At 28.8% G+C, this 20,823-nt stretch carries 20 protein-coding genes; 6 read left to right on the forward strand and 14 right to left on the reverse strand.

From position 1 onward, the window contains the following. The first annotated feature begins 53 nt into the window (after window positions 1-53). Genes CSPT_RS05035 through CSPT_RS05050 form a run of 4 tightly spaced genes read left to right on the forward strand, consistent with a single transcriptional unit; the run spans window position 54 to window position 3,027 of the window. On the forward strand, window positions 54-755 hold the full coding sequence (locus CSPT_RS05035; protein ID WP_089182604.1) for a hypothetical protein: 702 nt from the start codon (window positions 54-56) through the stop codon (window positions 753-755). Continuing rightward, entirely contained in the window at window positions 742-2,004 is a 1,263-nt protein-coding gene (locus CSPT_RS05040) for an EAL domain-containing protein (RefSeq protein WP_255410846.1), read from the forward strand. Before CSPT_RS05035 ends, CSPT_RS05040 begins: the two co-directional genes overlap by 14 nt. Further along, on the forward strand, window positions 2,001-2,597 hold the full coding sequence (locus tag CSPT_RS05045; protein ID WP_235610047.1) for a LysE family translocator: 597 nt from the start codon (window positions 2,001-2,003) through the stop codon (window positions 2,595-2,597). Before CSPT_RS05040 ends, CSPT_RS05045 begins: the two co-directional genes overlap by 4 nt. A 55-nt stretch (window positions 2,598-2,652) precedes the next feature. Then, window positions 2,653-3,027, forward strand: coding sequence for a RidA family protein (locus CSPT_RS05050; RefSeq protein ID WP_089182606.1), 375 nt, complete (start codon window positions 2,653-2,655; stop codon window positions 3,025-3,027). A gap of 45 nt (window positions 3,028-3,072) precedes the next feature. Here the strand turns inward: CSPT_RS05050 and CSPT_RS05055 are convergent, their stop codons facing one another. The 12 genes from CSPT_RS05055 to CSPT_RS05110 form a co-directional block, all read right to left on the reverse strand. Continuing rightward, window positions 3,073-5,235: a polyribonucleotide nucleotidyltransferase gene (locus tag CSPT_RS05055; RefSeq protein WP_089182607.1), complete on the reverse strand. Its 2,163-nt coding sequence runs from the start codon at window positions 5,233-5,235 to the stop codon at window positions 3,073-3,075. After that, the gene (locus tag CSPT_RS05060; RefSeq protein WP_089182608.1) at window positions 5,225-5,920 is read right to left on the reverse strand and encodes a phosphoribosyltransferase; all 696 of its coding nucleotides are present in this window, start codon (window positions 5,918-5,920) and stop codon (window positions 5,225-5,227) included. The genes CSPT_RS05055 and CSPT_RS05060 overlap by 11 nt, the downstream gene beginning before the upstream one ends. Beyond that, complete coding sequence (locus CSPT_RS05065; protein WP_249040767.1) at window positions 5,917-8,040, reverse strand: LPS-assembly protein LptD; 2,124 nt, start codon at window positions 8,038-8,040, stop codon at window positions 5,917-5,919. Before CSPT_RS05065 ends, CSPT_RS05060 begins: the two co-directional genes overlap by 4 nt. 58 nt (window positions 8,041-8,098) lie before the next feature. After that, window positions 8,099-8,551: an RDD family protein gene (locus CSPT_RS05070; RefSeq protein ID WP_089182610.1), complete on the reverse strand. Its 453-nt coding sequence runs from the start codon at window positions 8,549-8,551 to the stop codon at window positions 8,099-8,101. Continuing rightward, a complete protein-coding gene (gene purD / locus CSPT_RS05075) occupies window positions 8,548-9,792 on the reverse strand; it encodes a phosphoribosylamine--glycine ligase (protein WP_089182611.1) in 1,245 nt (414 codons plus the stop codon). The genes CSPT_RS05070 and purD overlap by 4 nt, the downstream gene beginning before the upstream one ends. A 264-nt stretch (window positions 9,793-10,056) precedes the next feature. Continuing rightward, on the reverse strand, window positions 10,057-10,692 hold the full coding sequence (locus tag CSPT_RS05080) for a uroporphyrinogen-III synthase (protein ID WP_089182612.1): 636 nt from the start codon (window positions 10,690-10,692) through the stop codon (window positions 10,057-10,059). 54 nt (window positions 10,693-10,746) lie between these two features. Continuing rightward, window positions 10,747-11,286 carry an isoprenylcysteine carboxylmethyltransferase family protein gene (locus tag CSPT_RS05085; RefSeq protein WP_089182613.1) on the reverse strand — a complete coding sequence of 180 codons (540 nt, stop codon included), beginning with the start codon at window positions 11,284-11,286 and terminating at the stop codon, window positions 10,747-10,749. A 170-nt stretch (window positions 11,287-11,456) separates the two neighbouring features. After that, the gene (locus CSPT_RS09140; protein WP_235610100.1) at window positions 11,457-12,290 is read right to left on the reverse strand and encodes an ATP-binding cassette domain-containing protein; all 834 of its coding nucleotides are present in this window, start codon (window positions 12,288-12,290) and stop codon (window positions 11,457-11,459) included. A 157-nt stretch (window positions 12,291-12,447) separates the two neighbouring features. Further along, on the reverse strand, window positions 12,448-13,584 hold the full coding sequence (locus tag CSPT_RS09145; protein WP_201261368.1) for an excinuclease ABC subunit UvrA: 1,137 nt from the start codon (window positions 13,582-13,584) through the stop codon (window positions 12,448-12,450). Continuing rightward, a complete protein-coding gene (locus CSPT_RS05095) occupies window positions 13,577-13,810 on the reverse strand; it encodes a winged helix DNA-binding protein (protein WP_220271879.1) in 234 nt (77 codons plus the stop codon). Before CSPT_RS05095 ends, CSPT_RS09145 begins: the two co-directional genes overlap by 8 nt. Window positions 13,811-14,538: 728 nt before the next feature. Next, a complete protein-coding gene (locus tag CSPT_RS05105; RefSeq protein ID WP_089182615.1) occupies window positions 14,539-16,863 on the reverse strand; it encodes an AAA family ATPase in 2,325 nt (774 codons plus the stop codon). Between the two features lie 25 nt (window positions 16,864-16,888). After that, entirely contained in the window at window positions 16,889-17,605 is a 717-nt protein-coding gene (locus CSPT_RS05110) for an AlwI family type II restriction endonuclease (RefSeq protein WP_201261369.1), read from the reverse strand. A 424-nt stretch (window positions 17,606-18,029) separates the two neighbouring features. Here CSPT_RS05110 and CSPT_RS05125 point away from each other — a divergent pair, with 424 nt between their 5' ends. Together CSPT_RS05125 and CSPT_RS09540 are read left to right on the forward strand one after the other, a co-directional pair. Further along, complete coding sequence (locus CSPT_RS05125) at window positions 18,030-18,632, forward strand: helix-turn-helix domain-containing protein (RefSeq protein WP_089182616.1); 603 nt, start codon at window positions 18,030-18,032, stop codon at window positions 18,630-18,632. A gap of 123 nt (window positions 18,633-18,755) precedes the next feature. Beyond that, window positions 18,756-18,896, forward strand: a complete 141-nt coding sequence (locus CSPT_RS09540) for a DUF2513 domain-containing protein (protein ID WP_472297450.1) — start codon at window positions 18,756-18,758, stop codon at window positions 18,894-18,896. Here the strand turns inward: CSPT_RS09540 and CSPT_RS09070 are convergent. Both CSPT_RS09070 and guaA read right to left on the reverse strand, forming a co-directional pair. Next, window positions 18,870-19,181, reverse strand: a complete 312-nt coding sequence (locus CSPT_RS09070; RefSeq protein WP_161492215.1) for a hypothetical protein — start codon at window positions 19,179-19,181, stop codon at window positions 18,870-18,872. The two genes, CSPT_RS09540 and CSPT_RS09070, sit on opposite strands and share 27 nt — an antisense overlap. 38 nt (window positions 19,182-19,219) lie before the next feature. Then, window positions 19,220-20,755 (reverse strand): glutamine-hydrolyzing GMP synthase, encoded by a 1,536-nt coding sequence (guaA, locus tag CSPT_RS05135; protein WP_089182617.1) that lies wholly within the window; start codon window positions 20,753-20,755, stop codon window positions 19,220-19,222. Between the last annotated feature and the right edge of the window lie 68 nt (window positions 20,756-20,823).

Here is a 20,823-nt window from a genome sequence, read left to right on the forward strand (position 1 = left end):
TACTTTAAAAAAGTATAATATTACTAATACAATAATAATTTAGGGTTTAAATAATGCAACATGAAAACATATATAATTTAAAAACAAAAACTATTAAGCGAAAATTTATAGAAATACTCATTATACTATTTATTTTTATAATCCCGATAAATATTTTATTTTTCTTATCCAAATACTATTTAGACGATGATTTTAAAACAGAAGCCAGTTTTTTAGATTTAAAAGAAACTATAGATAAAATAGAATTTAATTTAAAAAAATATGATAATCCTTTGGAATTTGATTTTGATAAATATGCACAAAATAACTCTAAATCTTTATGGGTAATTGGCTCTAAAAATTCACAAGAGCCTATCATATACTATAGTTCCAGATATCCTGAATTAAAAAATACAACCCTATCTAGCAGTAAATACACATTAATTGGCTTAGATGAATACAATGCTGCTATAAAAGAAAATGAAATTTATAAATTTCAAGATATATCAAAATATATAAAAAAAATAGTCTATTTCAAAAAAATCAGTAGTGATTTGGTTATAGGATTTGATATAGTGAATATGTTAGAGGGTAATATTGCAAAAAAACATAATTTCAAATATTGGATCATAGATAGCATAAAATCAAATCTTATTATTAGTCTAATAATGCTAACAATATCTATATTAACCATATATTTACTATATAAATTTTATCTAAGCTTTATAATAAAAATGCAAAATGAAGTAAACAAAAAAAAATATAGAGCTAAATAATAAAAACAAAGAATTAGAACAAAAACTTTATGTAGATTCCCTAACCGGTCTTTCAAATAAAACAGCTATATATAGGGACCTAAAAGATATGCAAATGCCAAAAATTATAGTTATAGATATTGATGATTTTAAGATAATGAATGATTATTTTGGAAAAACGGTATGCGATGAACTTTTAAAAGAGTTATCAAAAATTCTAAAAGATTTTTCAAAACAATACAACCTAAAACTATATAGACTTACAGGCGATCAGTTTGCGCTTTTAGAAGATTTGCCATTTGACATAGAAAAATATGAAAATATTGCACAAGATTTGATTGCAAAACTAAAAGGCAAAATTTTTAATATAACCACTTCTAAAAATACCCTAGATTATTCAGTAGAGCTACATATAACCATGGGACTAGCTCTTGAGTCTGAAAATACATTAGCCAAAGCATTTACAGCTTTAAAAATGGCAAAAAATCTTAACAAAGACTATGTTTGCTACTTTAAGCAAATAGATCAAATAATAGATTTTAAAACAAGTATTTCAAAATCATATATAATAAATAAAGCCATATATAATAATGAAGTAATGCCATATTTTCAACCAATTTTCGATAAAAACAAAAATATTATAAAATATGAATCTTTAGTAAGAATTGTTAATGATACAGAGGGCATCATAAGTCCTGCTGTTTTTTTAGAAATTTCCAAAAAAACAAAAAGATATGCTGAGATAGAAATGATACTTATAGATAAAACATTTCAAACTCTCAAAAAACATCCAAATACAATAATATCTTTAAACATATCAAAAACAGATATGATAGATGGAGTTATAAGTTCTTTTATAATAGAAAAACTTAGCGAATATGACATAGGAAATAGAGTTGTTTTTGAAATACTAGAAGATGAAAATATAGAAAATATAGTAAGAATTGAAAATTTTATTAAAAGAGTAAAAAGAATGGGTGCTAAAATAGCAATAGATGACTTTGGAAGCGGATATAGCAATTTTGCTTATTTGTTAAAATTAATGCCAGATTATTTAAAAATAGATGGTTCAATAATAAAAGATATAGATAAAGATAGAAACTCATATGTCATAACAAGAGCAATTGTTGCATTTGCGAAAGATTTAAAAATAAAAACAATAGCAGAGTTTGTGAAATCAAAAGAGGTTTTTGATATATGTGTGGATCTTGACATAGATGAATTTCAAGGCTACTATTTAGGTGAGCCCAAAAAAGATTTAATATCTTGATTAATTTTTTATTTCAAGGAATCCTACTAGGATATGGAGCTGCCGTTCCAATAGGTCCAGTAAATATTTTAATAATGTCTTATGCCATAAAATCTTACTCTTATGCACTTTTGTTTGGAATGGGTGCTATGTTTGCCGATGTTTTTTATTTACTTCTTTTAAATTATGGTGTTTTAAATTTCTTAAATACACCAATCATACTAAAATCTTTAAGTATATTTGGAGCGATTTTTTTATTTTACATATCTTATGCAATCATAAAAAACGCAAAGCAAAGTATATCTTTTAAAAATATCAAATTTAAATCAAAGCCAAAAACTTTTTTAAAAGGCTTTTTACTAACTATAAGCAATCCTTATACGATAGGCTTTTGGCTAAGCATAGCAACTATCAGTAGTGATAAATCAGCAAATGTAGCGCTTATTTGTGGTTTAATTATGGCTATATTTTCTTGGATTTCACTAATGCCACTATTTGTTTATAAAAACAGAAAATTTATAAGTGATAGCATGGCAAGTAAATTATCTTATATAGCTGCAATTATTTTAATAGGATTTGCTTTTATGTTAATTTATAAAAATTTTATTATTTAAAAAACATATATTATTAATAATGATATAATTTACAAATTTTATTTTAGGAGAAAATATGAAAAAAATTTCAACAAAAAATGCACCTGAGGCAATCGGCCCATATTCGCAAGCAGTTATCTCAAATGGTTTTATATTTGGCTCTGGACAAATTCCTCTTACAAAAGATGGCGAACTTTTAAGTGATGATGTAGTTAATCAAACTCATCAAGTTATGAAAAATATATCCTGTGTTTTACAAGAAGCTGGTTCATCATTAGACAATATAGTAAAAACTACAATTTTTTTAAAAAATATAAGTGATTTTGCAAAAGTAAATGAAATTTATGCAAGCTATTTTAAAGGCGAAATAAAACCCGCAAGAAGCACTGTTGGCATAGCAAATTTACCAAAAGATGTTCTAGTAGAGATAGAATATATAGCCCAAATTTAAATTATACAAACAGAAAAGAGTTAATTCTTTTCTGTCTTATGTAATTTACTCAGCTAAATCAAGAGAGATTTTGCTACCTTTTTGTTCGTCTACTTTTACTCTTATCTTATCTCCAACATTAAGCGGGTTTTTTATTTTTGATATATGTAAAAGTCCATCAACATTATCCCTTAAAGAGATAAATGCACCAAAATCTAAAATATTTTTAACTTCCCCATCAAACTCTTCCCCTATTTCAAATTTGATAGTCTCTTTTTTGTGTTGAGAATTTTGTCTTCTTTTTTGATTTTTATCTTTAGAAACTATTTCTATTATATAATCTTTTGCGGCATCTACGTTTTTCTTAACATCTCCAGCTATCTTAACTTCGCCTTTTTCTCTATCTAAATCAACGCTAACTGCAAATTTTTCTATAATCTCTTTTATAGTTTTTCCAGCTTGACCTATAATATCTACAATTTTGCTTGGATCTATGCTAAAAAGTTCAAATTTAGGCAAAATATCTTCATTTACAACAATCTGATCATTTGCATTTTCCATTAAATTTAAGATATGTTCCCTGCCCTCTTTTGCTTGATAAAGAGCCTGTCTTAATACATCTAAACTAATACCGCCAAGCTTTATATCCATCTGCAAAGCGGTTATCCCATCAATCGATCCTGCAACTTTAAAATCCATATCGCCATCATGATCTTCAAGTCCCATTATATCAGTTAAAATAGCGTATTTATCGTCCTCAAATACAAGACCCATAGCAACACCGGCAACTAATTTTATAGTATCAACACCAGCTGCTCTCATACAAAGAGATCCGCCGCAAACACTAGCCATAGAGCTAGAGCCATTACTTTCTAAAATTTCACTTACAACTCTTATTGTATATGGAGAAGTTTCTTGTATGCTAGGAGCTAATGCTCTTTTAGCTAAATTTCCATGCCCCAATTCTCTTCTTCCAGGGCTTCTTAATGGACTTGCTTCGCCAACACAAAATCCAGGAAAATTATAATTAAACATAAATCTCTCGGCAACAGCCCCTTTTTGAGTAAGTATTTCACTCATCTGGGCATCGCTATCTGAACCAAGCGTAGCTACAACAAGAGCTTGAGTTTGACCTCTTGTAAAAAGACAGCTTCCATGTGCATTAGGAAGTATGTTGGTTTCTATGCTAATAGGTCTAACATCTTTTAATCCCCTGCCATCGGCTCTTTTATGCTCATTTATAATCTGATCTCTTATGATTTTTCTTTTGTATTTACCAAGAAAATTTTGTATAACTTTAAGATCCCAGCCCTCATTTACAGCAGTTTCATCTTCTGATATAGTTTTTGCTATTGCATCAAGCTCACTAGCTCTTTCGCTTTTAGCCATTTTATTTATGGCATCTTTTACATCATTTTTATAAAATTCATCTATATAAACAGCTATACTTTCATTTTCTATCTCTGGTTTTAAATCAAGATTTGCATCTTCTTTTTTTAAATTTAAAAAAGCCTCTTCATAAGCATTACTGCCTTTTAGTATGGCAGCTCTTGCAAACTCAATTGCCTCAACCATTCTATCTTCACTAAATTCATTCATATTTTGATTTATAACAAGATCAGATAAATCTTTTGATAAATTATTGTTATCGCCAATTGTTGGTAAGCTTCTCATCTCTATCATTAAAAGTTCATCTTTTAATCCAGCTACATACAAATCCAAAGTAGAATTATTAAGATCGCTATTGCTAGGATTTATCACAAATTTATCATCTATGCAACCAACCCTAACGCCACAAACTGGCATTGAAACAGGTATATCGCTTAAATAAAGTGCGATACTAGCAGCATTTAAGCTCACAACTTGCAAATCAACTTCAGGATCTGCTGAAAGAACATAAACTACAATTTGCGTAGGATAAGCATAACCTTTTGGAAAAAGCGGTCTTAAACTTCTATCTATTATCCTAGATGTTAATATTTCAAAATCACCAGGTTTTGTCTCTCTTTTTACATATCCGCCAGGAATTCGCCCAGCTGCGTATTGTTTTTCTATATATTGCACAGTTAAAGGCAAAAAATCATCTTCAACTTGTGAATCTTCTCTAGCAACAGTAGCTAGTATAACCGTGTTTTTTACTCTCATTAAAACAGCACCGGCTGCTTGCTTTGCAACTTTATCTACATCAAAAATTTCATTTTGATTATTTATTTCTATTTTAACTTGCACTCTTATCTCCTTTTTGAAGTGGCAAATAATATGGACTTTCTTCTAGTATAGAAACTATAATTTCTGGACTTGAAATAATTTTATTTTTATAATAAAAATCCACACTAACAAAATTAGCAATTTTATGAACGGCATAAACCTTATCCACTAAAACATTTAGCTCATCGGCGATATCAGTTGAAATAAGAGGTGTAAGATAAGTTATAGATTTTACTCCTTCATTTAACAAAGTTTTTACACAAATTTCAGCAGTAAGTCCAGTTTCGCAACCTTCGTCAATAAGCAAAATGTTTTTATTTGCTAATTCACCTAATAAATTTCCTTTTCTAAATTTATAAACATTTTTTAAAATTTTTTCTTCGTATTTCCTATGTGCCTCCCCAAAAACATAACCAAGCGTTATGCCAAAAGATTTTATCAAATTTTCATGCAAAACTATCTCTTGTGTTTCACTTACCATACCTATCGCACATTCGCTATTATATGGTGCATAAATGGATTCGCAAAACATAATCTCATAACTTACTTTAAGCTCTTTTGCGACAATATCTGCAACTATAACAGACTCTAGTGATGAACAAACCATCAAATAATCATTAAAAACCAAATCACTTGGCAAAATTTCTATGATTTTTTTTGCCGCTTCAATTTGATTTTCAAATTGAAGCTCTTCTAAAGCAATCATTGATTGCCACTATACTGCGTTGTAGAATAATCATAACCAACGCTACCAATTGGATAAAAATCAAAATACAAATACACAGCCTTTTTCTTCTCCATTCCTGGACCTGCACTTGTAAACTCAGGCTCTAAATCTTCTTTAAATTTAATAGTATATCCCCAGCATTTTCTTCTATAGTTTAACCCAGCACTCCATGTTTTTGTATAGTCATTTTCAAAATCATATCCAAAGCTACCAAAAACAGAATAATATCTATTTATATTAACTAAGCCAGTTGCACCAAAATACTCTTCTTTATCATATTTCTGAGTATTTTTACGCTTTCCTTTATTTTCATAGTTATGCCAAAGTCCTAGTGATACGATAGAGTGTGAATAATTAATCGTGCTTTGTATTTTTTCAAATATATCTTCATTAAAATCATATTCAAATTTATTGTGCAGCGATAAATTTGAATAAGGGAAAATAGATACACGATGCTTTAAATTTAGATATTTATCTTTATCTATATTATAACCGCTCTCAACGCTATGTCTTAGCACTTTTCTGCCATCTTTGTTGTAAAAATACTGAACCATACTAGCAGATGAAGTTTCATCTAAATACTTTTCATCCATGCTAGTTACAAAATTATCTTCTAAATATCTATTAAACAGATTAATATTTGATAAATCGCCATATCCATTATATATTTTTTTATCTATACCATTTTTTTCATACCCTGGAATTACATAATCAATTGCAAAATTTATAGTATGAAAAAAGTTACTATAAGCTTTGGAAAGCTCTGTAGATAAAGCAAATTGAGTGTATGTGTTTATATAATCATTATCTTTTACATCTTCAAGCTGATTATCTATGATAGTTTTGTTTTTTGAGTAATTAACCTTTGTGGTGTATAAATTTTCTTTAACTACAAATTTCAAATACTCATCCATCAAATCTGTGCTCCAAGTTACTGGCAGATTAAACTCAACTTGATTTGCAGTTGTTCCTATATCTCTATCATATCTATGATACATCAAATCAGCAGAATAAAGAAGTTTTGGAATAAAAAGCGAATCTACAAATTTATGATATTGTATGGTAGGAAGTTCTTGAACTGTTTTGTCATTATTTCCTTTTGATGCTAGTTCATATAAATCCACATAATATCTACCATAAAGACCTATATAGTGATTATCTTTAGAAAGAAAATAATTTAATCTAGAAGTTACCAAAGAATCATCATAGTCGTTATCGGACCCTGTATTTTGAAGTTTTAGATACTCAACATCTCTTAAAGAAGTATAATCTATCCAAAGTCCCTCTTTATAGCTATCATCTAGCAAATATTTTGCTAATTTATCCCTTTCATACTTTAACTCAAAACCTTTATGAGAATCGTTTTTTAGATTTTGCTCTTCTTGATAAGATTTCTTTTCTTTAAAAATACCGGTTGTAATACTTCCTCTTGAATCCATAGAATCAACAAATCTAAATGTTCCATAAATTCCAGAACCTCTATTTGTTCTAATCTGGGGATCTAACTCTAAATCCCATCTATCTTGCGGTGCGAAATATATAGGTTGTCTATAAAACAATCCTTCTTTTTGCTTATACCCCACACTTGGGATCAAAAGTCCAGTTCTTCTAGTTTTATCTGTTGGAAATCCAAAATACGGCAGATAAAAAATAGGAACACTTCCTATGTAAAATCTAGGGTTAAAAAGATGTAAATACTTACTTTCTTTGTTCATCATACCGCTTGTAAATTTAATAGACCAATCAGGATCATTAACATTACAACTTGATACAACAGAACCGCTTGTGTTATAATATTCTTTATCATCACAAGCATTATCGCTTTGTATCCAAACTTCATTTTGCTTATTCATCATAAAAGAAGCATCCGAAGTTATGTTATTATTTTCTAAATAAAGTTTTGTGTAAGATGACCTGCTAATATAGCCATCTTTTGTCATAAAATTTACATTACCAAAAAGCTCTATACTGGAATTATCGTCATCGTGATACATAGCTTTATCGGCAGTAGCAAGATAACTTTGCGAGAAAACCAAAACATTACCATTTGCTATAGTTGTATTTCCTTCTTTGGTTACTTCATCTGCTAAAAGTTCCATATTTTCAATTTTACAATACGAAATCGTAGAAAGCACGCAAAGAAAAAAAATAATCTTTTTAATACGCATTTATCACCACTGTTTTTGCAATTTTATCATGCCAAGTTTGTCTTAGTTCATTTCCCAAGGCCCAAACAAACCCTAAGTATAAAAAACTCTCACTGACTATTCTAAAAATCGCTCTTAAAATAGCTGCGCTTAATTTTGGCTTTGAAAGCATAACAACATCAATGCATACTATTTTACAAATTATTTTACCTATAGTTGCACCATAATACCATATGAAAAATGACTGATAAACCACTTTTAAAAGCACAAGCTGAAGACTCATGGATGAAACCATCTCCAATGTTTGTTCAAAATCATTACTTACAGTAAAAGAATCCCAATAAATTATTACAAAAAGCAAACTAAGTAAAACTTCATCAATGGCATAAGATAAAAATCTTTTGTTCATCGGTGCTATATCAATGCCCTCTGTATTTAGTTTTTTTAATACATCATCACTCATTTTAATGCCTGATATGCGATATCTTTTCTAAATTTTGCACCTTTAAATTTGACATTTTGGCAAAGCATATAAGCTTTTTCCTGTGCTTCTTTTATGTTATCTCCACTGCCAACACAAACCAAAACCCTACCACCATTTGCATATAGTTTTTTATCTTCCAAACTAACTCCAGCATAACAAATATGTGTGTCATTTGGTATATTTTCTACACTAATTTCTTGTTTTGGCGAAGAAGCAAAAGGATAATTTTCACTAGCCATTACAACGCCAACGCTAAATTTATTATAAAGCTCTATATTAGTTAATTTACCCAAACTTGCATCTTTTAAAATACCAGCCAAATCGCCTTTTATTAGCGGCATCAAAACTTCACATTCTGGATCACCAAAACGAACATTGTATTCAAGCACATATGGTTCATTATTAACAATCATAAGACCTACAAACAAAACACCGCAAAATGGTGCATTTTCTTGTATCATACCATCAAGCGTAACTCTTACTATCTCGTTTTCAACTCTTTTTAAAAGATTATCATTGGCTAGTGGGCTTGGTGCATAAGCACCCATTCCGCCGGTATTTGGACCCATATCTCCATCATTAAGTTTTTTATGATCTTGTGCAAAAGGCAAACTTACAAAGTTTTTACCATCACAAATAGCAAAAAAACTAAGCTCATATCCGTCTAAAAACTCTTCTATAACTACATTTTTTCCAGCTTCTCCAAAGCTTTTTCCACTAAGCATATCAAGAGCTTCTTTTTTTGCCTCATCGTGAGAATTTGCTATGATAACGCCTTTTCCAGCACAAAGTCCATCAGCTTTTACAACAACTTTATCACCCAAAGTATCTATAAACTTACAAATTTCATCTTTATCGTTTGAGCTTAAAAATCTAGCTGTTTTAATGTTATATTTCTTAAGGAAATTTTTCATATAAACTTTGCTACCTTCAAGTTTTGCAGCATTTTTACTTGGACCAAATATAACTAAATTTCTTTTTTTAAATACATCCACAATACCATTTGTAAGGGGATCTTCTGGACCAACGATTGTTAAATCTATCTTGTTTTGCTCACAAAAATCAGCCAACTTTTCAAAATCTTTTATATCTAAATTTGTTCCTAGGTTATTTGTAGCACCATTTCCAGGTGCGAAGAAGAGTGAGTTATCTTTGTTTTCAAGAAGTTTTATAGCAATGGCGTATTCTCTGCCACCACTTCCAATTATCAAAATTTTCAAATATTGTCTCCAAAATAAAATACCCAAACGAGCGTTGTTATAAATGGTCGGCCCTAAAAAGCCAAACTTGCAACTAGACTAGTTCTACAGGTTGCAATCTCTTACTTTCAAAAAAGCTCAAACAAAACCACATCACACGAACTAAGTACATCATCGCCATACTTATGTGTTGGACCCTCAAAAATACTGACGCTTCGTTCAGGCGATTAAATTATAACAAAACAATACTTAAATTTACAGCCAATGTGTATATAAATTTAGAATTTACGCTAAATTTTTTGCAATTTCTATACAATTTTCTATGCTTTGCGTTTTACTAACAATGATATTTGGGAAATTTTTCAGACTTATTGCTGTTTTTTTGCCTATTGCTATGATTTTATAACTAAGATCTAGTTCAAAATTTCTTAAAAACCCATCAACATTAGACGGGGATGTAAAAATAATAATGCTGTTTTTAGGCGGTTTTAACTCGTTTGGTAAATTTAAAAAAACATTTTCGTAGGCTATTATTTCTATTAAATTTACACCGCCATTTTTCAAAATTCCAAAAACATCAGATACAACTTCTTTTGCTTTTAAAAAAAGAGTTTTTTTACTTTTTAAAAGCCGTGCGATTTCATTTGCAAACTCATTTCCGTGAGCATTTTTGGCTGTATAAATTTTAGTAAATCCAAAATTTAACGCCTCTTTTGTGGTACCTTCGCCTATACTAAAAACTTCTAAATTTGCTAAATTTATTAAGTTAAATTTAAGGGCTTTAACTGAGTTTTTAGAAGTTAAAACTAGCGCGTCAAATTTACTTAAATCTACACTAAATTTATGAAATTTTATCTCACAAACTTGCAAATGTTTAACACTATTATCATTAAATTTTGTATGAGAAACTAGATATATCATTTTACTACTTCATTTATAAATTTCATCAATTAAAAACCAAGTTTTATAATAAAATCAAAATTCTTTTATACCGTTTGGTATGATTACATTTTTTATCAAATTATCTTCTTCTTTTATTCTTATGTATATAATTATAAGATAAATTGGAGCTAAAATAATAAACGATACACTAGCATGACAAAGCATTGAAAGTCCTACAAGTTCTGGAAAAATATTTAGATAATAGTTTGGATGCTTTATTGTTCTAAAAAGAAAATGTGGATTATATTTGTGATTTTTAGCTATCATCAGCTTAACTGTCCAAATATCTTTTAATAAATAATTTACTATATAATACAACATAAAAAATGCAAATAGTAGTAATCCCAAACCAATACAACTAACTATATCTAATTTTACCTCTCTTACAATAGCTTCAAATAAACAAAAAAGATAAAACATAACATGAACTATGGTTATGGCTTTTGTATTATTTACACCATACTCTTTTCCACCATTTTCCAAAATATTTTTCTCATTTTTCTTAGAAATTTTTAAAAAATATAGCCTTAAAATAAAAACACAAAAAACCAAAATAAAAATTAAATAATCCAAAAAACCACCTTATAATAAAATAAAAGCACTATTTTATCAAGTTTATTAAATATCGTCAATTAAATATATATCCAACTTAACATAATTCTTTATTAAATTTTTTAAAACATTGTGATATGAAATGATTATTTTTTAAGTCGTAAATAATATTTTAAAAATTTATACGGGTTTTATTGTTTTTTCAAAAATCTTCTTAAGTGACTTGCAGTAAAAGAATCTTGACATTTAATAAAATCAATTGGATATCCTTGGAATAATAAATTTCCTCCCATTTTTCCTCCTTTTAGACCAAGATCGATAATCCAATCTGCTTGAGCAATAACAGATAAATTATGCTCTATAATTATTACTGTATTTCCTTTTCTTGCTAATTCACGAATAAGTATCAATAAATTACTAATGTCGGCTTCATGTAACTCTGTTGTAGGTTCATCTAAAATAATAATTCTTGATGTATGATTTAATAGCATTTGTGATATCTTTAATCTTTGAAGTTCACCACCAGAATATGAGTCAAGCGTTTGTCCAAGTTTTATATAGGATAAATTAGCTTTAATAACGCTTTGTAATGCGTGTTTTATCAAGTCGTTATCAAAAAATACCTCTTTGGCTTCTTGGGCAGTTAGATCAAATATTTCGCTTATATTTTTACCTCTATATAGGTATGACAGTGCTTTGTCATTAAATCTCTTTCCTTGGCATTTTTCGCAAATTTCTTCAAAATCTCCAAGATAAGCTAAATCAAGCTTCGCAACACCTTTTCCTTTACATAAAGGACAAGCTCCTTTTCCCATCATAGAAAAGAGTGATATATCAACATGATTTTCTTTACTAAAAACTTTTTTAATTTCATCATAAATTTTTAAATAAGTAGCAATATTAGAGCGACTAGAAGCTTGTGGCATACTTTGATCTAAAATTGTTGATTTTGGATAGCTATTTACAAAAACTTCTCTTATTAATGTGCTTTTTCCAGATCCCGCAACTCCTGTTACTGCTGTAATGGCATTTTGTGGAATTTTTACAGAGATATTTTTTAAATTATGCTTTGATACATTGACAAGTTCATAATATTTTAAGAACTGCTTCTTTTCTTGTATTATAGAATGTTTTTTAAAATGCTTTAGCTGTAACTGTATTTGACCTTAACAAATCTTTAAATTAGCCTTGAAAAGTCACTTTACCGCCGTGAGTCCCAGCTCCTTCGCCAAAGTTAATTACTTCATCGCATACCCTAATCATGTCTAAATCATGATCAATAAACAAAACCGTATTGCCCTTATTTTTTATTTCTTTAAAAATATTAGTAATATCTTTAATATCTTGGGGGTAAAGACCTACGCTTGGTTCATCAAATATATAAAGCACATCCGATAAAGCACTGTTTAAATACTTAACCATTTTAATTCTTTGAGCTTCACCACCTGATAAAGTGCTTGTTGGTTGATTTAATTTTAGGTAGTCTAGCCCCACAAGAGATAAACCCCTCAATTTTGTTTTTAATTCATTAATGACAATGGATACACTTTCGTCATCAATGCTATCTAAAAAATGATATAAATCATTTTTGTATTTTGCATTTTCCACATTGACAAAGGCATTCGTAATTCTTGGAATTACTCCAAGATATTTTGCCGTTTTATGCCAGTTTTTCGTAGGATTTTCAGGTTTGATTTCAGGTGAATATAAAAGTAAATCTAGTTCATTTTTCGTATAGTCTCTTATTATCTTATCATTATCAAAAAATCCAGATTCTGTATATCCTGTTAATCTCCAACCACCATTTTGAAATGTTGGAAACTCTATTGCACTATCATTTAATGACTTATTAAAGTCAATTAATTTTTTGACATCTATAGACTTTAAAACTCCTAATCCTTGACAATTCTTGCACATCCCCTGAGGATTATTAAATGAATACTTCATAGAGTAACCGATAAAAGGCTTAACAATCCTTGAATACAAAAGTCTTAAATCTGAATATATGTCTGTAACTGTCCCTACTGTTGATCTTGAATTACCTTGTAATCTTTTTTGATTAATAACCAAAGAAACAGGAAGATTAGAAATTAAATCAACTATAGGGTTTTTATATTTAGGCAATAAATTTTGAATATAAGTGGAATAAGTTTCGTTTAATAATCTCTGTGATTCACTTGCAATCGTATCAAATACAAAAGAAGATTTTCCAGATCCAGAAATACCTGTAACTGCAATTATTTTATATTTTGGGACTTTTACCGAAATATGCTTGAGATTATTTGTGGCTGCATTTTTTATAACTATAAAATTATTCATCTGTTTTTATCCTAGCCATACGCAATTTGCCTGATAGTTTATTTGATAAATAGGCAAACGCTTCTTGCTCTTCTTTAGAAAAAATTTTTAATGCTGTTTGATGAAGTGTGGTATGCTTAGCCGAAATATCATCTAGTAAAACTTTACCTTCTTTAGTAATAGAAGTATATAATTCTCTTCCATCAAATTTATTTGGAAATTGTTGTATATATCCTTTAGCTTTCAACCCTTTTAATGCTTTTGAAATTTTAGTTCGCGATATTCCAAGTAAAATACTTAAATTTGATGGTAAAATCTCCCCTTTATTTTTTTAATTGATATAAAATATCATATTGCAACCAAGTAATTTGTTTAGGATTTACTAAATTTTTTTCCGCAACCATTTCACATTGCAAATCTACAAGAGATGTTTTTAAATCCATTATTTTCCTTTAAAATATAATTTCTATATAGAAATTATATCAAAATAAAAATCATTTTAGAATCTTTGCAAGTTTAAAATAATCTTATTTAATGTTATAATTTATTATTAAAAATTTTTGCTATATACATTTATTAGATATTGCAAAGTAGTATTTATTAATATACATCAAACTAAAAAAGAGTAAATTTTATGAATTTTTAACTAATTCTCTAATCTTTTGCTTCTTAGCTTTAATTCTAAAAAATACAATTATTTAAAAGTATCAATCAAAATTTACTCAATAATCAATCAAATCATTATTTTTTTAGTTTTTATAGCAAACACAACACTCACAAAAAAATCGTTTATAAGGCTTTAGAGGCTGTTTTTACTACCCCCTCCCACACTCGATATGTCCATTGATATCGTTTCGTATAAATAGCATAAAATCAATGTTTTTATTATAAAATTTAGCCTTATTATATAATTTATTTCTGTTTATCCGATTTTTTGCAAGCATATTGCAAGCACGGAACATTAAACTAAATAAATTAATCTGCCAATTCTTTTTCCACTTTTTCAACCATTGCATTATAATGTCTTTCATCTAGCTCTTTTACCATTTTTAAAATATCATTTATTACTGTTTGACTACTAGCATCTAAAACTTCAGTATCTAATCCTTCAAGAACATTAATCTTTTTTTCATGAGAATATATGTTTATAAATTTATATATTCTTTCTCTAATTATATCATTATCTTGTCCTGGCAAAGCAGCATTTAGTAGTGACATTAAATCTGCTCGTTGCTTTGGAAATTTAAAACTCAAAAATGATTCAACAAGTTTTCTTGCAACATTCCCACAAAAAATCATTTCTTGTTTCGATAAAGTTTTATCTTTCAAAGAATATACCGTATTGAAAATATAGTCATATTCAGTCGCTTGTTTTAGACCTTCACCACCATCATTTAAAAAAGCAAATCTCACTCCATTTTCAAATTTATTTTCAATTCTATATATACTGTAATTAGGACATTTTTTATCATCAACTTTAATATGTTTTCTATCAAACCATCTAAATACTAGTGAAAAGAAATTATAATTATGTGTCAATACAAATAATTGTTTTGCTTTATCACATTCAGACTTCATGTATGCATATGCAGAAAAAAGTTTATTTGAATCAAAACTAGAGATTGGATCATCAATTACAAGAATAGTATCTTCTATTTTTTGCCCATTTTCCTTAATTTTTGTTATGAAATAAATAAATGCTATCGCCGTTTTTTCTCCTTCACTTAAGTTCTTTGCTTCCTCTCTACCATTTCTATAGATTTTATATCCTTTTTCATCTTTATCAAATTCTATAGTTATCTCTCCATAGCCCAGAAATTTTTCAAGCTTTTTATTAAATTCCTCAGCTCCTAAAGTTTCATTGGATAGCTTATTTTCTAGTGCTGCATATTTTGTTTTCTTTTTATCGCACGATTCTTTTATTTTTTCCAAACTATCCTTAAACTGTTGTAGTTTCACTTTTTTGTCATTATACTGCAACTGTTCAATTTGTTCTTGAATATAATGTCGTTCAATACGCTTTTTAGCGTCTCTTATAACGGCATCGAAATTAGCTACTTTCTCATTATGTATGTCAATATATGCCTTTATTTTATTTATTACCAAATTCAATTCATTAAAAGAATTAATTAATTTATCTACTTCAAATGTATTCCCAAGTTTTTCAAAAGGCTTTTTCTGTTTTTCTTTTAAGACTTCAATATAAACTTCTATCTCTTTGTTGGCTAATTGTGAAATCTTCCTAAACTGAGAATTTTGCTCTTTCACTTGCTCTAATAATTCATCATAAAAATCATTTTCATCTATTAAAAATATATCTGCATTAATTTTTAAGGACTCCCAACTATATATAGATAAGGCAATCTCTGAGTTTAACTTGCTTAATGCATTGCTAAAATGAGCATCTAGCTTTTCTATTCTTTCATTACTAATACTAGAACCACAAAACGCACATATTTTTCTATGTTCGGTTTTATGTAAATTTAAACCATTTTCGACCCAAGCTGATAACTGAGAATTATTTTTTAATTCTTCTATTACTCTTGAAGTTACAGTTCTATCAATTAATTCACTAGTTTTTTGAATTTCCTTTCGAATATTATCTATATTTAAAATCTCTATCTTCTTTGTAATAGCATCTTTTTTTATTGGTCTTGCTTTTTTGATTACACTATCTAACTCATCATTTCTAATTAAATCATTCTTAGATATAGGGTTATTTTGATCTTCAATTAGTGATAAAACTTTTCTTTTATCATAATTCATATAATAACTATCTGTCGTATCTAATAATTGAAAATTATTTTTTACATTTTTACCAATATTAGTTAAGATTTTCTGTAATTCTTTTTCTTTATCTTGTAATTCTTTTTCTTTATTTTCAATTTCCTTTAATATCCCTACAGCACTTCCATCTCCATATAATTCATTTTTTAATAAATTATATGACTCCATTTCCTTAATATTTTTTTCGTCTAACAACAATATACTTTTTAAAATTCCATTCCAATCAATATTTTCATTTATAAAGTCATCGTTAAATACTTTTATAGATTCAGTTGATATAGGAAACTGATTTTCAGCGTATACTGTACCATCTATACAAATCGAAATTTTAAAGCCATTATATATTTCAGCAATATTCTTTCCATTTAACGAATTAAACAATCTCGATAATGTGCTTTTACCTGAACCATTCCATCCGTATATTAGATTATATCGTTTAAATTCATTAATTTTAGAAGAATTGAAATTTTTATATATTCCCAAATTTTCTATTTTTTCAATCTTTGTAATCATAATATCTCCTTCTCCATTATATCCACTATGCTTTATACTCCCCAGTAGCCTCTTTTATCATCCCATCATGCCAATCTACAGTCTCTAATGGCATTTCATGGTATTTATCAAATACTTCATACAGATACTTGTACTTAACTTTATTTTCAATTATCTTCTTAAGAGAATCTGTATCTATTGAAATAATCTTCATACCTGTGATAGTTTCTTCATCTTTGGTATATGGTATTATCTTTCTATACCTAAAATCTGAAATCACATTTTTATCTAAATGTGTACTAACAAATAAGCTATAATCAAACGGATTATTATATCTTATCCTATAATCACCTAAATGTCTTGAAACAGGTTCCATTTCCATTCTTCTTTGATTATTTCCATCTGCAAGGGTTGCTTCAAGCAATAATGAATGTTTTGGATAAGAGGTACACGCTTCATATTCATATATAATGTCTGCATAACCTCCGGCCGCATGTGTCTTAGCCAATAAATTAGCTTCTAACGATAACTTCATGAAGTCCAAAATATTACCCTGTCTTTCACTTACTTTATACCATATTATTCCCAAAATATATTCAAAGATAGTTGGTATTGTAGCCTCATCTGTAACAAGTTCTTCAATCCTTTTATCATCTCGTGTTTCAAAACAATTTAGTAACTCTATAAGCACAGAATCATTAAATTTCTTATCGATCAAAGTATTAAACCTTGTTTTGTATGGATTTGTTTTACTCCTTGCCAATCAACATACCTCAAATAAATTTTCCAGGTACCTCTTTCTTTATCCTTGCTTGCTGACACAGTACCACCTCCTACACTTCTTTCGATTGTCCATAATAGTTTTCTTTATAAAATTTTCGATTAACCTTGCCTGCAATCACTATCAGATTTGGATTGCCTTTTAACATTCTCTCATTTAATTCTTTTATCATTTTGTATGCCTTAGGTTTTGAAACTCCCCCAATCTTTGCTGACTTCTTCAGCATAAACATACATTTTTCTCATATTTTTCCTCCTTTCTCGTTTATTTTAATTTGCGATATATATTAGTATACTGATTTATACAATATAAGTCAATAGTTATTTATAATTTTTATCAGAATTTCTCTTTATTTTTAGTATACAATTTGATATAATAAGATATAATAAATATAAGAGATTATAATATGAATAATAAAACTGTATCAGAACGATTGAAATATCTTCGTTCTATAAATAAAAAAACACAAAAGGAGTTTGCAGAATTTTTAGGAATACCTCAACCGTCAATGTCTGCTTATGAAAATGGTAAAAATAATCCTACAATAGATGTGCTGATAGATATTGCCGATAAATGCAAAGTATCTTTAGATTGGCTTGCTGGAAGAAGTGTCTATGCTTTCGGTCTTTCAAGCATGAGAGATTTTGTATTATTTATGTATGAACTGGCAATGAAAAAAGAAATCGGATTTGAAATAATTGTTGAAGATAAATTCTCCAATAATGACATTGAAACCGATGAAAATAAATGGAATGTTAAGCTTGTGTTCTATGGTAATGATAAAGAACACGCTTTTAATGCTGACGTATGTAATATTCTAAAAGAATTGTCTGATAATCTGTTTGACTTGGAGTCTTACTCTATTACAAAAGAACAATTTGATTCTATGAAAAATAAGTCTGTAGAATATTATTCTCTCCCATTAACACAGAAAGAGTTTGAGGAACTTTCAAGAGATGAAATTCTAAAAAAGAGAATTGAGTATTTGAAAGAAAATAATTTGCTATAAAAACGGAATCGTTAAAACGACAAAATTTTATAAGTAATGCAGGAGGTATTAAGTTTGAAAAGAGATATGGACTTATGCAGAAAAATTTTATTTAAAATCGAATAACAATATATTGATACGGCATTGTCAAATCTTGAACTAGAAAATTATGATAATTTACAAATTGATTATCATTGTAAAATTTTAAATGAAGCTGGATTGATTGATTACTATAATGCTCAGTATGCTGATAACTCATTATACTTTTTTCAGTTGGTTCATTAACTTGGGAAGGACATGATTTTTAGATAAAATTAGAGAAGATACTACATGGAATAATGTCAAGAAGATAATTAAAGATAAAGCTCTGCCGTTTACATTAGAAGTTGCTAAAACAATCGCCACAGATTTGTTGGCAGTTTCTATGAAAGCAGTATTAAACTTATAAATGATAAAAAACAAAAAAGCAACTAGGATTTTTCTCTTAGTTGCTTTTTGTATTCCTTGAAAATTATTCTTCAGGTGACCAATTTCTAAAATTTGCAAGCATTTCGCAAGCACACCAATCACAAAATGGCTAGTTATAAGGCTTTAGAGCCTGTTTTTAACTACTCCCACTCAATCGTTGCAGGTGGTTTGCTTGAAATGTCATACACTACGCGGTTAATTCCATCAACTTCGTTTATAATTCTACGACTTATATTTTCTAACAAATCATAAGGAAGTCTTGAAAAACTTGCAGTCATTCCATCACTTGCATCAACCACGCGAATGCAAACTGCATTTTCATAAGTTCTATTATCGCCCATAACTCCAACCGAATTTACATTTAAAAGCACACAAAATGCCTGCCAAGTTTTATTATACCAACCACTTGATTTAAGTTCATCTCGCAAGATTACATCTGCTTTTCTAAGAAGTTCTAGCCTATCTTTTGTAACATCGCCCATTATGCGTATAGCTAGTCCTGGTCCTGGGAAAGGATGGCGATAAACTAAATCTGGGCTTAAACCAAGCTCTATCCCAAGTTTTCTAACTTCATCTTTAAAAATCTCTCTTAATGGCTCAATTAACTCAAATTTCATATCCTTTGGAAGACCGCCAACATTATGATGAGATTTTATGGTCTTACTAGATCCAACTACGCTACTTTCAATGATATCAGTATAAAGTGTGCCTTGAGCGAGATATTTTACATTTTCATGTTTTTTTGCTTCTTTATCAAAAACTTCTATGAAAGTATTGCCTATTATCTTTCTTTTTTGCTCTGGATCACTCACACCTTCTAATCTTTCTAAAAACAACTTACTCGCGTCTATACTTATAAGATCAACGCCTAATTTTAGTTTAAATGTAGCCTCTACTTGCTTTGCCTCATCTGTTCTTAAAAGTCCATTATCAACAAAAACAACAATCAAATTTTGCGGCACAGCGTGAGCAAGAAGTGCAGCAACCACAGAACTATCAACTCCGCCACTAACAGCACACAAAACTTTATCATTTCCAACTTTTGCTTTTATTGTTTCACACTGAGTTTTAGCAAAACTTCCCATATTCCAAGTGCTTTCGCATCCACAAATGTATTTTGCAAAATTCTTTAAAATTTTATCGCCAAAGTGCGAATGTGCTACTTCTGGATGAAATTGCAAAGCATAAATTCTCTCTTTTTCATTTCCAAACGCACAAAACGGAGAATTATCGCTAGTTGCTATCGTTTCAAAGCCATCTGGCAAATTTTCAACCTTATCAGAATGACTCATCCATACTATTTGCTCATCATCTGTTTGCTTAAATAAATCATGATCTTTTTTAAATTTTAAATTTGCCTTACCATACTCCTTATGCGACGCAGCAACCACACTTGCGCCAAATTTATGAGCAATAAGCTGCATTCCATAACAAATTCCTAAAATTGGCAAACCTAAAGAAAATAACTCATCATCGCAAAAATAAGCATCGCTAGCATAAACACTAGCTGGTCCACCACTTAAAATAATACCTTTTGGCGACTTTGCTTTTATATCACTAATACTTGCATTAAATGGCAAAAGTTCTGCATATACACCATTTTCACGCAATCTTCTAGCAATGAGTTGAGTATATTGCGAACCAAAGTCTAAAACTATAATATCTGCTGTTTTCATAAAAATTCCTATTTGTTTAATCTAAATTTAACCAAGCACAATTGTATCAAATTTAAACTTATTTATTT

The sequence above is a fragment of the Campylobacter sputorum subsp. sputorum genome (assembly GCF_008245005.1).
GTDB lineage: Bacteria > Campylobacterota > Campylobacteria > Campylobacterales > Campylobacteraceae > Campylobacter_F > Campylobacter_F sputorum.

What these genes read in the sequence shown, in the direction of transcription:
- CSPT_RS05035 (WP_089182604.1), top strand. Translation starts at nt 54, where the DNA reads ATGCAACATGAAAACATATATAATTTAAAAACAAAAACTATTAAGCGA.
- CSPT_RS05050 (WP_089182606.1), top strand. Translation starts at nt 2,653, where the DNA reads ATGAAAAAAATTTCAACAAAAAATGCACCTGAGGCAATCGGCCCATAT.
- CSPT_RS05060 (WP_089182608.1), bottom strand. Translation starts at nt 5,920, where the DNA reads ATGATTGCTTTAGAAGAGCTTCAATTTGAAAATCAAATTGAAGCGGCA.
- CSPT_RS05065 (WP_249040767.1), bottom strand. Translation starts at nt 8,040, where the DNA reads ATGGAACTTTTAGCAGATGAAGTAACCAAAGAAGGAAATACAACTATA.
- CSPT_RS05070 (WP_089182610.1), bottom strand. Translation starts at nt 8,551, where the DNA reads ATGAGTGATGATGTATTAAAAAAACTAAATACAGAGGGCATTGATATA.
- CSPT_RS05080 (WP_089182612.1), bottom strand. Translation starts at nt 10,692, where the DNA reads ATGATATATCTAGTTTCTCATACAAAATTTAATGATAATAGTGTTAAA.
- CSPT_RS09145 (WP_201261368.1), bottom strand. Translation starts at nt 13,584, where the DNA reads ATGAATAATTTTATAGTTATAAAAAATGCAGCCACAAATAATCTCAAG.
- CSPT_RS05105 (WP_089182615.1), bottom strand. Translation starts at nt 16,863, where the DNA reads ATGATTACAAAGATTGAAAAAATAGAAAATTTGGGAATATATAAAAAT.
- CSPT_RS05125 (WP_089182616.1), top strand. Translation starts at nt 18,030, where the DNA reads ATGAATAATAAAACTGTATCAGAACGATTGAAATATCTTCGTTCTATA.
- guaA (WP_089182617.1), bottom strand. Translation starts at nt 20,755, where the DNA reads ATGAAAACAGCAGATATTATAGTTTTAGACTTTGGTTCGCAATATACT.